This window comes from Dechloromonas denitrificans (assembly GCF_001551835.1).
Classification (GTDB): Bacteria; Pseudomonadota; Gammaproteobacteria; order Burkholderiales; family Rhodocyclaceae; genus Azonexus; species Azonexus denitrificans.
In genome coordinates this window covers 422,093-435,128 of record NZ_LODL01000035.1, presented here as the reverse complement: position 1 = coordinate 435,128, position 13,036 = coordinate 422,093, and the positions used below count along the sequence as shown (strand labels likewise).

At 59.9% G+C, this 13,036-nt stretch carries 13 protein-coding genes; 1 reads left to right on the top strand and 12 read right to left on the bottom strand.

What is annotated here, in order from left to right; all coding sequences use genetic code 11:
• Positions 1–5: 5 nt before the first annotated feature.
• From AT959_RS16860 to rpmH, 12 genes are all read right to left on the bottom strand, one after another.
• Positions 6–794 (bottom strand): lysophospholipid acyltransferase family protein, encoded by a 789-nt coding sequence (locus AT959_RS16860; protein ID WP_066885584.1) that lies wholly within the window; start codon positions 792–794, stop codon positions 6–8.
• Positions 787–1,632 carry a MipA/OmpV family protein gene (locus tag AT959_RS16855; protein ID WP_066885582.1) on the bottom strand — a complete coding sequence of 282 codons (846 nt, stop codon included), beginning with the start codon at positions 1,630–1,632 and terminating at the stop codon, positions 787–789. Before AT959_RS16855 ends, AT959_RS16860 begins: the two co-directional genes overlap by 8 nt.
• Entirely contained in the window at positions 1,629–2,657 is a 1,029-nt protein-coding gene (locus AT959_RS16850; protein WP_240481867.1) for a chorismate transformation FkbO/Hyg5 family protein, read from the bottom strand. The genes AT959_RS16855 and AT959_RS16850 overlap by 4 nt, the downstream gene beginning before the upstream one ends.
• Complete coding sequence (locus AT959_RS16845; RefSeq protein ID WP_066885579.1) at positions 2,657–3,991, bottom strand: NAD(P)/FAD-dependent oxidoreductase; 1,335 nt, start codon at positions 3,989–3,991, stop codon at positions 2,657–2,659. The genes AT959_RS16850 and AT959_RS16845 overlap by 1 nt, the downstream gene beginning before the upstream one ends.
• Before the next feature lie 41 nt (positions 3,992–4,032).
• Positions 4,033–4,614: a hypothetical protein gene (locus tag AT959_RS16840; RefSeq protein WP_153130258.1), complete on the bottom strand. Its 582-nt coding sequence runs from the start codon at positions 4,612–4,614 to the stop codon at positions 4,033–4,035.
• Between the two features lie 74 nt (positions 4,615–4,688).
• Entirely contained in the window at positions 4,689–6,335 is a 1,647-nt protein-coding gene (locus AT959_RS16835) for a B12-binding domain-containing radical SAM protein (RefSeq protein WP_066885574.1), read from the bottom strand.
• 71 nt (positions 6,336–6,406) lie between these two features.
• Entirely contained in the window at positions 6,407–7,162 is a 756-nt protein-coding gene (locus tag AT959_RS16830; protein WP_088179003.1) for a sulfite exporter TauE/SafE family protein, read from the bottom strand.
• A 349-nt stretch (positions 7,163–7,511) separates the two neighbouring features.
• Positions 7,512–8,858 (bottom strand): tRNA uridine-5-carboxymethylaminomethyl(34) synthesis GTPase MnmE, encoded by a 1,347-nt coding sequence (gene mnmE, locus AT959_RS16825; protein WP_066885568.1) that lies wholly within the window; start codon positions 8,856–8,858, stop codon positions 7,512–7,514.
• A 3-nt stretch (positions 8,859–8,861) separates the two neighbouring features.
• Positions 8,862–10,511, bottom strand: coding sequence for a membrane protein insertase YidC (gene yidC / locus AT959_RS16820; protein WP_066885566.1), 1,650 nt, complete (start codon positions 10,509–10,511; stop codon positions 8,862–8,864).
• Positions 10,512–10,537: 26 nt separating this feature from the next.
• The gene (gene yidD / locus AT959_RS20690; RefSeq protein WP_083518489.1) at positions 10,538–10,747 is read right to left on the bottom strand and encodes a membrane protein insertion efficiency factor YidD; all 210 of its coding nucleotides are present in this window, start codon (positions 10,745–10,747) and stop codon (positions 10,538–10,540) included.
• Positions 10,747–11,115 carry a ribonuclease P protein component gene (rnpA, locus tag AT959_RS16815; RefSeq protein WP_066885563.1) on the bottom strand — a complete coding sequence of 123 codons (369 nt, stop codon included), beginning with the start codon at positions 11,113–11,115 and terminating at the stop codon, positions 10,747–10,749. The genes yidD and rnpA overlap by 1 nt, the downstream gene beginning before the upstream one ends.
• Positions 11,116–11,132: 17 nt before the next feature.
• Positions 11,133–11,267 (bottom strand): 50S ribosomal protein L34, encoded by a 135-nt coding sequence (gene rpmH, locus AT959_RS20685; RefSeq protein WP_083518461.1) that lies wholly within the window; start codon positions 11,265–11,267, stop codon positions 11,133–11,135.
• Positions 11,268–11,503: 236 nt separating this feature from the next.
• Between rpmH and dnaA the strand changes: the two genes are divergently transcribed.
• On the top strand, positions 11,504–12,892 hold the full coding sequence (dnaA, locus tag AT959_RS16810; protein WP_066885560.1) for a chromosomal replication initiator protein DnaA: 1,389 nt from the start codon (positions 11,504–11,506) through the stop codon (positions 12,890–12,892).
• Positions 12,893–13,036: the final 144 nt, after the last annotated feature.

The window sequence follows — 13,036 nt, the reverse complement described above, 5'->3', positions numbered from 1 at the left end:
TGAGGTCAGGCAAGGACAGCTGCGGTCGACATGGTGGGCGGGGCATTTTCCAGCTCGTGACGCAGGTAGGCTTCCAGTTCGCCGGCCAGGGCCTGGGCATTGGCGGCGGGCGGGAAACGCCGGCCGAGCCGGATGCGCACGTGCAGGGGCAGGGTCGGCCGGCGAAACAGCGGCCAGGCCTTGCCCAGGTAAGGGGTGGAAAACTCGATCAGCAGCGTCTGCACCGGCACCTTGCTGCGCCCGGCAATCAGGCCGACGCTCGGCGAACAGGCGTCGAGCGGGAAATTGGCGGTGCGCGTCCCTTCGGGAAAGATCAGCAGTTGTGCCCCGGCCTGCAGTTCCTCACGCGCGCCGAGGATCATTTCGAGCGGCGCATTGTTGCGGATGTAGCGGGCCAGCCGCGCCGCCGCGCCGAACAGCAGGTTGTCCATCAACGCCGCCTTCATGACGCAGACGACGTTGGGCAGCCGCGAAACGATCAGCACGGCGTCGAGCAGGGAAGGGTGGTTGGCAGCAAGGATCAGCGGCCCGTCGTCGCGCAGCTGGTCGAGTGCCGACAGATCGAAGCGGCAGCCGCAAAACAGTGTCAGGATGCGCAAATAGAGGCGGAAACCGAATGAAATCGTCGCCCGGCCGAGCGCCTGGCCGAGCCGGCGCGGCAGCAGCGGGTAAAGGAGCAGAGCGAAGGGCAACCAGCTCAGGCAGAGCAGGGCCAACGTGCCGAGGCCGAGCAGCATGGCGCCATATTCATAGGTAATCCACCAGGGATTGCCCGGCCGCCGCAACTCAGTCATTGACCATCACACGGGTGGACGACTCGCTGATGATCCAGGAAATGGCCAGGCCGGCCGCAAAATAGTCCTTCTGGCGGACCAGCGGGCTGTCCTCGAAGGTGGCGCCGCTCAGGTTGTCGTAGCGGACGAAGCTGCCGACCCAGAATTTCGGAAAGCGCTTGGACAGGCCGACCAGGTACTGCATGCCGGCATAGCCGGCCTTGGCCTCGTAGGCCGGGCGGCTGGCCGTCGCGTATTGCGGATCGACCGAATAGTAGTAGGCGTGCTGGCGCTTGTCGCCGAACAGCGGGCCGGCCAGCAGGCCGAGGTTCCAGCCCGGCATGTTCGGCAGGTCGGTGATGTCCATGTTCAGCTTGGGATGGAACACCCAGCCGATGTCCTTGGGCGAACTCTCGACCGTGAAGGCGGCACGCAGCGGCATCAGCAGCTTGACGAAGCGGGCCCGATTTTCCGAGCGCCAGAAGGTGAAGTCCATCTGCGGCCCGATTTCGAAGGTGCCTTCGATGTCCTTCATGCCACTGCGGGCCTTGATATCCTCGCTGCTCGCCGGCGGCGACAGGGCCAGGCTAACCGTCAGGTCGACCCGGTCGGAATCGAAGAAACTGCCGCGAATGCCGTGCCGGTCGGCCTTGAAGAAGTCGCCGTGATAGGTGACCAGCGGCACCGGCAGCAGGAAATTATTGGTCTGGTCCGAACCGCGATAGGCGGGAAAGCTGAAGGCAGCCACTCCGGCCCCGACTTCCCAGAGCGGCTTTTCCTGCTGCTCGGCGCGTACCGCGTTTGGCATCAGGGCAAGGCCGGCCAGCATGGCCACCAGGGTTTTGCCGGCCGCATTCATGCGCAAGTCTCCAGAGTGTGCGAGGCCATCGCCTCGATTTCCAGCAACAGGTCGTGCCGGCAGATATCGGCCTGGACATAGACAATCTCGACCGTGTCGCCGATCAGCCCGGCCAGCGTTTCGCGCACCAGCGGAAAATCCTCGGCCTGGCGGACATAGACCCGATAGGACAACTCGTCCAGCCCGTAGGCCGTCGTTCGCGCCAGCCGGTTGGCCTCGGCGACCACAGCCGCAACGTTGGCCAGCGACTCGCGACACTGGCCGACAACATCGTCCGGATGCACGGTACGGTGCCCGACGATGCTCGCCGTGCCGGAAATGAACAGGATTTCCTGACCCGGCAGATAGACCAGCGCCGCCCGCGAGAAGGTCGGGCTGCGCGGACCGTATTCGGCCGGGTAGTTGTAGGCGCTGACCTGGCGCGGATTCTCGACCGGCACCGCCGGCGTATCGCCGGCCATGAAGGCAATGCTCAGCGGCCCCTCGGCGACACCGAGGGCACAGGCGGCCGGTACGTTGCCGGTGGCGCCGCGCCGGAATTCGAGGAAGGCGTCCTGACGGCCGATGTTGAACTGGCGGTAGCGCTCCAGGCCATCGACCTCCTGGTTGATCCCGGCCAGATAATTCCAGACCCGCCACAGATTGGGCAGGCGCTGCGCATCGAGCAGCCGGAAAATGCGCCGGTAGGCTTCGGCACTGGCTGCCTGCAAGGCGGAAACCACCGGGGTCGGCGAAAAATCGGCTTCCGCCAGTTCGATCACGCCGTACAGCAGATTACCGGCCCGCCGCCAGCGGATGCCCTCGCTTTCGCCGGCCGCGCAGGCGGCATCGCAACGCCAGATTTCCTGCAGGCTGTCGTCGGGCTTGCCGAGCAGCGGCGCGGCAATGGCCTGCACCGGCCAGCCGGGGGCCAGCCCGGGGCTGGCCTGACCGAGCCGGGCACCGCCCAGCACCCGATCCGCCCCGCCGGCAACGGCATCGGGCAGATCGGCCAGCGGCAGATCGGAAAAAAGCTGGAGATTCACTAGGCGTTATAGACCGGCGGCACGTCGACCGGACGGATGTTGAAATTCCGACGCTTCCAGCCCATGAAGGCGCGCTTCGGCTGAAAGATGTTGGCTAGGTAGTAAAGCACCTTGAACATCCAAATCGAACGCCAGATCGGTGTCTTGCCGAAAATGTCGCCGGCCAGCACCGAGAGCAGCGCTTCCTTGACCCGGAAAATGTTCTTCGGGTACATGAAGAAGTCGCGCATGATCGGGTTGGTAACGCGGTAGATGAACCAGGAGAACTCCTTCGGCCCGTGCTTCATCAATGCATCGAAACGCTTCAGCGCGGCGGCCGCCTTGGCCGGTGTCTTCAGGCAGGTATCGATCGCCTCGGCACCGATCACGCCGCTGTTCATCGCCAGCATCACGCCGGACGAAAACACCGGATCGATGAAGGCGTAGGCGTCGCCGAGCAGCAGGTAGTTGGCGCCGTGATTGCGTTCGGAGACATAGGAGAAATTGCCGGTCGCCTCGACCTTGGTTTCGAGTTTCGCGTCCTTCAAGCGTTCGGCCAGCCCCGGGCACATCGCGATGCCATCGCGCAGGAACTGCTCCAGGCTGCGCTCGCCGATGGTCTTCATGTAGTACGGCCAAGTCACCATGCCGATGCTGGTGACGTCGTTCATCATCGGGATGAACCAGAACCAGCCATGGTCAAACCAGAAAATGGTGATATTGCCTTCAGCCTGGCCATCGTGCCGCTTGGCGCCGCTGAAATGGCCGTAGATCGCCGAACTGTTGTGCTTCGGGTTGCGGTGCTTGATCTGGAAACGGTTGGCCAGGAAAGTGTCGCGCCCCGAGGCATCGACCACGAAACGGGCCTGCCATTCGACTTTGCGGCCGTCGTCATGCTGGGCGCTAACCACGGCCGTGTCGTCGGCCTGGAAATCAACCGCCTTGGCCTTGCAGTTTTCATGCACCTCGACGCCCTTGTCCGCGGCATTACGGATCAGGATGGTGTCGAACTCGGCGCGCTTGACCTGGTAGGCGTGAGGCATCGACTTGTCCCAGGCATCGGCGAAATGAAAGGTCTGGGACATGTCGTGCTGCGGCGAAACGAATTCGGCGCCCCATTTTTCCATGCCGATCGCCTTCACCTGATCGGCGATGCCCAGCCGCTCAAACAGCGGCAGGTTGGCCGGCAGCAGCGATTCGCCGATATGGAAACGCGGGTGGCGCGCCTTTTCGAGCAGCACCACCTTGTAGCCTTTTTCGGCCAGCAGCGGCGCGACGGTCGTCCCGGCCGGGCCGCCGCCAATGACCAGCACATCGCATGTCTGGCGTTCAATTTTCTTCGCTTGCTGTTCCATGGGTTAGAGCCTGTTCGTTTCTCTGTGGTGGCGAAGAATTATTATTTGCCTTTGTAAGTCATGTAACCGACGGTTTCCGAGTGACCGTCGATCTTGCTGACCTTGTTGCCGGACCAATAGACGTAATAGGGGCCAAAACTCGACCACCAGTAACGCCAGTAAGGACCGTCCAGATTCGGGTTTTCATTGGTCTGCGGATACCCGACCGCGATGACGACCTGTTCCTTGGTCATCCCCTTCATCAGCTTGCCGGCTTCGATCGCCTTGCGGACGGTCGGCGGGAACTTGGCGATCCTGGCCTTCGGGTCATCGAGGACGACGATCTTGCTGACCCACTGTTCGGTCGTTTCCTGTGCCCGACCATAGTCGTGGCCGAGGCGCATCGGCTTGCCATCGACTTCGACATAGGCCCGGTAGCCATCGATCTTCTTGACATTGATCGGCGTCCCGGCCGGGATGAAAGCCAATTGGGCAAGGTTCGAATCGCTGATCCAGTCGCCTTCGTAATGCAGATTGCAGCAGGCATAGCCGCTGCGCTGGAAGGTTTGCTTGGCCGCTGCCGCCGGTTTGCCATCGTCCGGCTTGCTATCGGAGCCTTTGCAGCCGACCAGCGATGCCAGCACGAGTGCTGCGGTTAACAGTGAAAAATGGCCAAAAATGCTTTTGTTTATCATTTTGAAACCCCCCGGGGCCGAAATTATACCGCTGCCTGCAATTCCGGCGGCGTACAACAGGCGGATCCCTCCTCGACGGCCGACAGCACCGTTTTCATCACTTCGCGGCGGGAGAGCTTGATCGGCGACATCGACACAATGTTATCGACCTGCAACTCCGGGCTGAGGAAAGGCTGCAGGCCGACCGGCTGACGCGGGTGCAGCGTGAATTCGCGCTTGGCCTTTTCCAACTGCTCCTTGTTGGCGCTGAAGTAGCGGGCCGCGGCAATGGTTTCCGGCAAGTGCTTGAGGACATGCCACAGGCTCCAGCGGTGCGCCCACAGGCGCTTGGCGAAGCGGCGGTGATAGCCCTTGCTGTTGTAGAAGCGCTTGACGTGCCAGTTGTATAGCGCGTCCATTTCCTCGCGCGACTTGAAGCCGTGCGGCAGGAAGACGAAATTCAGGCAGTTCATCAGTCGCCAGTCTTCGATCATCTCGCCGGACACCCCGGAAACGCATTCATCCCAGATCGGCGCGCCATGCAGCGGGCTGAACTTGGTCATGTTCATTTCATCGAGTTCGAGCGACAGGATGAAATCGCTGGTCACCTTGACGGTTTCCGGTGTTTCGCCGGGCATGCCGAAAATGAACAGGCCCTTGGCGCGCATCCCGGCAGCGTGGATCTGGCGCACCGTATCGCGCACCGCATCGAGCGTGACGCCGGCCTTGTGGCGTTCCATCATCCCCGGATCGGCCGATTCGATGCCCATCGAGACCATCAGCACGCCGGCCTGTTTCAGCTTGGCGAGCATTTCGTCCGAGGTATGGCCGGTACGGATCGCACAGTTCCACTGGATGCCGAGCGGCTTGTCGATCAACAGTTGGCACAGATCCATCACCCGCTGCTTCTTGGCGGTGAACAGATCGTCGTACATGTTGATGTGATAGACCCCGAAGTTATCCCGCAGGTACTTCATGTGGTCGTAGGTGTATTGCGCCGAGTTGGTCTTGTACAACCGCTCGAACACCGTCCGGTCGCAGAAGGAACAGGTATAGGGGCAGCCGCGTGAGGTGATCATCGTCGCCCCGTGGCGCTTTTCGTAGGCGAACAGCGGCAGATGGTAAGCATGCGGAAAACCGGCCAGTTTTTCGTAGGCCGGGAAGGGCAGTTCGTCGAGATCGAGAATGCGGTCGCGGCGGGGGTTGATGCGGATCTTGCCAGTCTCGTCACGGTAGATCAGGTTGCCGATTTCTTTCAGCGGCTTGCCGTCGGCCAGATCAAGGAATGCCCCTTCGCCTTCGCCGATCACCAGATAATCGATCTCCGGGAACTGTTCGAGGATCGGCGCCCCGATCGACGAGACATGAACGTTGCCGAAAGTGATCTTGATCTCCGGCCGCCGCTGGCGAATGTAGGCGGCAATCTCGAACGCATCCATGAAGCCGGAAGTCGTCGCCGAAAAACCGACCATCTCCGGCTCGGTGGCGAGCACGATTTCGGCATTTTCGGCGATGGTCGGCGGCGCATAAGGGCCGAGACAGTCGTGCAGTTGCACGCTATGGCCAAACTTCTCCAGCCAGGACGCCAGTTGCATGATGCCGATTGGCGCCATCCGGTTGGCCAGCACCGAAAAATCCGGCTGGCCGGGGACAAAATTGAAACCGGCAGGATGAACGAGTGTGATGCGCATGAATTCTTCCCCGAACGAAGTGACTGAATTTTATTAGAAATAGTTTCCTGGCATCGGTTCAGGAAAAAGAATTACAAAAGCCTAAAGGTATCCCAAGCGAATTTGACGATCAGGACCCCGACCACGACCAGGAAGACTTGGCGGACGAAACCGCTGCCATGCTTCAGCGCCAGCCAGGTGCCGGCCATCGAGCCGCTGACATTGGCCACCGCCATGGTCAGTGCGAGAACGGGCAGGACATAGCCGTTCGGCATGAAGTAGGCGAGGGCGGCCAGATTGGTCGCCACATTGACCACTTTCGCGCCAGCCGAGGCATGCAGGAAATCGAAGCCGAAAAAGCGGACGAACAGGAAGATCAGGAAACTTCCGGTCCCCGGCCCGAAAAAGCCGTCGTAGAAGCCGATGACGCCACCCAGCAGCACGGCATAGATTAGTTCCTGCGGTCCGGCATGGGCCGGCCGGTGCAACTGACCGAAATCCTTACGTTTCAGTGTGTACACCGCCGCAAGAATCAACAGCAGCAGGATTAGCGGCCGGATGGCGTCCTTTGGCAACCAGGCGACGGCCGCCGCACCGAGATAGGAAAAGGCAAAGGCGGCGATGGCGGCCGGCAGGATGGTTCGCCACGGCATTTTGACCCGCAACGCGTAGCGCCAGGTGGCATTGGCCGTGCCCACTACGCTGGCGCACTTGTTGGTGCCGAACAGGGTTGCCGCCGATTCGCCCGGATGCACGGCAAACAAGGCCGGAATCTGGATCAGGCCACCCCCACCGACCACCGCATCGATTGCCCCGGCCAGAAATGCCGCTAGAACCAGGGCCAGCAATCCGCTTTCCAAAAATTCCACTTTTTGCCTGCAAGAAAATGAGTTGCTGGGAAAGACAGGCTTTCAAGGATCGGAAAGTCGCTGCCTTTGTTCTTTAATAAGAACTATATAAAAACAGTCTACGAAGACTATCTCAGGAACTGTTCTGTGGATAAGTCAAATATTCAATTTATTTTCAGCAACTTGAAATCAAAATCAGGCTCTTCAGAAAGCTCTGAATCAGCTGTGGATGAAATGTGGACAATTTTTCCACAATCCACAAAGCTCGCATTAACCCCCAAAGCACTGACAAGTTGTGCACAGGCTTTCAAGGCGACGGAATACGGGCTTTGTGGACCAGCGGAAGGGCTTACTTGCCGATGCAAAAACGGCTGAAAATCACGCCCAGAAGGTCGTCGGCGGTGAATTCGCCGGTGATTTCACCCAAGGCATGCTGGGCTAGACGGAGTTCTTCGGCAAACAGTTCCAGGGCGGGCAGGGCGCTTTCGACAACGCTGCGGGCTGCCGCGATATGCTCCTGGGCCATCGCCAGCGCCCGCAGGTGGCGCTCGCGGGCAATGAAGACATCTTCTGTCTGATGCCAGCCGGCGATGCGCAGCAGCTCCTGGCGCAGCAATTCGATGCCATCGCCGGAACGGGCTGACAGCGCGATGGCGGTAGTTTCCGCTTCGTCGTGGCGTTCGGCCTGGGCGCCGGAAAGGTCGATCTTGTTATAAACGGTGATGCGCTGCAGGCGTTCCGGCAGCCGGTCGAGGATTTCGCGGTCGGCAGCGCTGACGCCGCTGCGGGCATCGACCAGCAGCAGAACGACGTCGGAGCGTTCGATTTCACGCCAGCTGCGCTCGATACCTATTTTCTCGACCTCGTCCTCGGTTTCCCGAAGACCGGCGGTATCGATGATATGTAGCGGAATTCCCTCAATCTGGATGGTCGACCGTAGGGCATCGCGCGTCGTACCGGCGATCGGCGTCACGATGGCCAGATCGTCGCCAGCCAGCCGGTTGAGCAGGGAGGATTTGCCGACATTGGGCTGCCCCGCCAGAACGACGTGCAGGCCCGCTTGTAGCAGCTTGCCCTGACCGGCCCGGTCGAAGACCTCGGCCAGCCGGATCTGCAGGTTTTCCAGGCGGCCGAAGGCATTGGCCGCCTTGAGGAAATCGATGTCTTCTTCGGGAAAGTCGAGGGTCGCTTCAACCAGCATGCGCAGGTTGATCAGTTCGTCGGTCAGGCCGTGGATGGCCTTGGAGAACTCGCCCTGCAGCGAACGCACCGCCGAGCGGGCAGCACTGGTTGTCGCGGCATCGATCAGATCGGCGACGGCTTCGGCCTGGGCCAGATCGAGTTTGCCATTCAGGAAGGCGCGGCGGCTGAATTCGCCGGGTTCGGCGAGGCGGGCGCCGAGATCAAGACAGCGGGCGAGCAGCATCTGCATGACGACGGGGCCGCCATGGCCCTGCAGTTCGAGCACATCTTCGCCGGTGAAGGAATGCGGATCGGGGAAGTAGAGCAGCAAGCCGCTGTCGATCGCCGTGCCATCGCCCGCCTTGAAATCGGCCAGGGTGGCGTAACGCGGCTTCGGCGTCTTGCCGGTCAGCGCAAAAGCAAAGGGCAGCAAATTGCTGCCCGAGATGCGGATAACGCCGACACCACCACGGCCAGGGGCCGTGGCGATGGCAGCGATGGTGTCGGACTTCACACTTTAGGCCTTGGCGTCGTTGGCAGCCTTGCTACCGGCATCAATCGCCCGGGTGATATGCCACTGCTGGGCGATGGACAGTACGTTGTTGACCACCCAGTACAGCACCAGACCAGCAGGGAACCACAGGAACATCACACCGAAGATCAGCGGCATCAGCATCATGACCTTGGCCTGGATCGGGTCCGGCGGCGTCGGGTTGAGCTTGGTCTGGATGAACATCGAAATGATCATCAGCACCGGCAGGATGTAGTACGGGTCAGCCGAAGCCAAATCCTTGATCCACAGGATCCACGGTGCATCGCGCATTTCGACGGCACCCAGCAGCACCCAGTAGAGGGCGATGAAGACCGGAATCTGGACCACGATCGGCAGGCAGCCGCCAAGCGGATTGACCTTTTCGGTCTGGTACATCTTCATCATTTCCTGATTCAGACGCTGCTTGTCGTCGCCGTAGCGTTCCTTCAGTTGTGCCAGGCGCGGCGTCAGGACGCGCATCTTGGCCATCGACTTGTAGGAAGCAGCGGAGAGCGGGAAGAAGATCGCCTTCAGGATGATGGTCAGGACAACGATGGCCCAGCCCCAGTTGCCGACCAGGCTGTGAATCGCCTGCAGCGCCCAGAAAATCGGGGCGGCAACAACGGTTAGCCAGCCATAATCGACGACCAGGTCGAGACCGGGCGCGATCTGCTTCAGCGCGGCCTGTTCCTGCGGACCGGCATACAGCGTGACCGAGGTTTCCGACTTGGCACCGGGCGCGATTTCGCTGACCGGAACGATCAGGCCGGCCTGATAGGCATTGCTGCCTTCCAGCTTGCGCATGTAGAACTCGCGCGGCGTCTTGTCCTTCGGCACCCAGGCCGAGACAAAATAGTGCTGGACCATGGCCAGCCAACCGTTGTCGGCCGTCTTGGCAAACTTCGCCTTGTTATCGGCAATATTGCTGAAATCGACCTTCTGATACTTGTTGGCTTCGGTATAGACGGCCGGACCGGTAAAGGTCGATACCATCTTGGTTTCGCCGGCCGGGACGACATCGTCACGCTGCAACTGGAAGTAGGCATGCGGCGCCAGCGGCTTGTCGCTGCCGTTGGTAATTTCCCAGGCGACGTCGATGACATAGGAGCCGCGCTTGAAGGTCAGGATCTTGGCGATCTTGACGCCATTGGCCGCCTCAGCTTCCAGACGAACCTTCAGTTCTTGGGCGTCGTCCGCCAGGGTAGTGGCCCCGGCAACCCGCTTGAATACCGAGCGGTGGGTGGGCAGGCCGTCGCCGATCAGGCCGCTTTGCGCCATGTACTGGTGCTTGGCGTCGAACAGAACGAAGGTCTTTTCCTTGTCGTCGTGTTCTTTGTACTTGAGCAGTTCGAGACCGACCAGGTCGCCACCTTGTGGCGAAATGGTGGCCTTCAGCAGGTCGGTGCTGATCGTGAAGGTTTCGGCCGTGGCGGCAACGCCAGCCGGAACGACGGGCGTCCCGGGCGCGGCCCCAGGCTGCAGGGTAGTGGAAGGCTTGGGCGCAGCACCGGCGGCCTGAGTGGCGGCTACGGTATCGGCGGCCGGCTTCGGCTGGTTGTACTTCTGCCAGTTTTCCCACAGCATGAAGCTGGAGAACGTGAAGATCAAAACCAGTATCAGGCGTCGAGTGTCCATGAACGGCCTACGTAAATATTCTTGATTCAGGGTACGGGATCGTACCCGCCGGGATGCCATGGGTGACAGCGGCAGACGCGCTTGGCGCCGAGCCAGCCACCTTTAATGGCACCGTGTTTCTGTACTGCTTCCACCGCATATTCCGAGCAACTCGGAAAATAACGGCAGCGTCGTCCCAAAAAGGGACTGATCGCATATTGATAGACGCGAAACAGGCCGATCAATATGCGTTTCATCATTCATCCCGCTTCGGTTTTGGCCGACGCAGTCTGTCCAGCAGGGCGACAAAATCGCCGGCCAGCAGTTTACCGTCAAGTGATGACGGTTTTACTGCCAGACGAACGATCAGGTCACAGGCCGGCAGGCTCTCGCGCAGACAGCGAAACTGCTCGCGGACGATGCGCTTGACCCTGTTGCGGTCGACTGCCTTTTTGAGCAGCTTTTTGCCGACCACCAACCCGAGCCGCGGCTCCGTAAAGCCTTCAGCCCGAGGTTGATAATGCAGCATCAGCAATTTCCCGCGAATCGCCTTCCTGAAACCAAAAACGGATGAGAACTCATCCGTTTTTGTCAGGCGATAGCGTCTGGCGAAGGTTTGTGCCACCCCGCCGAACGTCCGGGTTAAACGCCCAGACGTTTGCGACCCTTGGCGCGGCGAGCAGCAATAACTGCACGGCCACCCTTGGTGCGCATACGAACCAGGAAGCCATGGGTGCGCTTGCGGCGCACGACCGACGGTTGATACGTGCGTTTCATGTTGGTAATCCCTTGATGTGCTAAGAAAAACACGTGATTACACCGTGTTTTCACTTGTCTTGTCAAGATCAATTATTTGCCAAAGCTGTGGATAACCGTGTGGATGACGAGTAGAATACGGCCTTCCCAAGGCGGCCAATCGGCCGCCGATTTTGTTATAAAAATAACAAATAAATCATATAGTTAAAACCGCAATCCAGGTCGCCTGGGCAATGCGGCAAGGAGTGTAGGTTTCGATGGCTGGTTTCTGGGAATCTTGTCTACTGCGTTTTGAGCAGGAATTGCCCGCGCAGCAATTCAATACCTGGATCAAGCCACTGCGGCTCGAAGGTGAAAATACGCCGCAGGAAGGTCTGCGCCTGATCGCTCCGAACAGCTTCATCCTGAAATGGATTCGCGACCGCTATCTCGGCCGGATCGAAGAATATAGCCGTACCTTCTTTGCCGAGCCGATCAGCATCGACCTGATCATCGGCAGCAGCAAGGTCAGTGCCGCCTCCGCCGATGCACCGCGCCCGATCCTGGCCGGCATCCCCGCTTCGTCGTCTACACCGGCGACCCAGGGCGGTACTGTGGAGAAAGGACGCGGCAAGGGCAGCAATTACGAAAAATCCCGGCTCTTCTCGTCGTTCACTTTCGACAATCTGGTCGTCGGCAAGGCCAACGACCTGGCCCGGGCAGCTGCCGTGCAGGTCGCCAACAATCCGGGGGGCGCCTACAACCCGCTGTTTATCTATGGCGGCGCCGGTCTCGGCAAGACCCACCTGATTCACGCGATCGGCAACACCATCCTCAAGGAAAACCCGGAAAAGATCGTCCGCTACGTGCATGCGGAAGACTATTACTCCGACGTCGTGCGCGCCTATCAGCAAAAATCCTTCGATACCTTCAAGCGCATGTACCGGACGCTGGATGTCCTGCTGCTCGACGACGTGCAGTTCTTCAATGGCAAGAACCGCTCGCAGGAAGAGTTCTTCTTCCTGTTCAATGCGCTGATCGAAGCCCGCAAGCAGATCATCATCACCTGCGATACCTATCCGAAGGACATCAACGGCCTCGACGACCGTCTGGTCACCCGCTTCGACTGGGGGCTGACAGTCCAGATCGAACCGCCGGAACTGGAAATGCGGGTCGCCATTCTGAAAAAAAAGGCCGAGGCCGAAGGGCTGCAACTGGATGACGAAGTCGCTTTCTTCATTGCCAAACATTTGCGTTCGAATGTTCGCGAACTGGAAGGGGCGCTGAAGAAGGTCCTGGCCTATTCCTCCTTCCACGGGCGGATCATCGCCCTCGACCTGGCCAAGGAAGCCCTGAAGGACCTGATCGGTTCAGTGCGCAACGTCGGCATGGACAACATCCAGAAAACGGTGGCCGACTATTACAAGATCAAGGTTGCCGATCTCTTTTCCAAGAAGCGGACGCGAGCCATTGCCCGGCCGCGTCAGGTCGCGATGTGGCTATGCCGCGAAGTGACGTCGCACAGTTTTCCGGAAATTGGTGATGCCTTCGGTGGCCGTGATCACACCACGGTCATTCATGCCGTCAAAACCATCGATTCGCTGCGCACCAAGGAAAACGAACTGAACCACGACCTGCACGTATTGCTGCAGGTATTGAAGGGATGAGTCTTGTCGATAAGCCTGTGCACAACTTGTCAGGCGAATGTGAGCTAACTGGGTATTAGTCGTTTGTGGGAAAATTGTCCAGATTTCATCCACAGGCAATTCAGAGCTTTTTGCAGACCCTAATTTTTAAAATAATTGTCTGAA